The sequence below is a fragment of the Olsenella uli genome (assembly GCF_016900775.1).
GTDB lineage: Bacteria > Actinomycetota > Coriobacteriia > Coriobacteriales > Atopobiaceae > Thermophilibacter > Thermophilibacter uli_A.
The window spans coordinates 1-229 of the sequence record NZ_JACJKN010000057.1; the positions used below are offsets into that span (position 1 = coordinate 1).

Consider the following 229-nt stretch of genomic DNA (forward strand, 5'->3'; position numbering starts at 1 on the left):
GTAGCTCGGGGCGATGCCCTCGGCGTAGGTGCCGAACGTGTAGCCCTCGGCGCCGTTCACCGCCGTGATCTCGGTCGTCTCGTCGGTGTCATAGAAGTGCACCTTGTAGGTGACCGGAGCAACCTGCTCGTCCTCGAAAACGGGGTACACGTACCACTCGCCGGTGACCTCGGTGGAGTTCTCGACGCGCTTGCCGGATATGTCCTCCCAGCCCACGAAGACCTTGCCC

The 229-nt window shown here is 63.8% G+C and carries 1 protein-coding gene; it reads right to left on the reverse strand.

From position 1 onward, the window contains the following. The coding region (locus tag H6A23_RS11300) for a hypothetical protein (RefSeq protein ID WP_204832267.1) at positions 1–229 on the reverse strand (229 nt) is incomplete at both ends.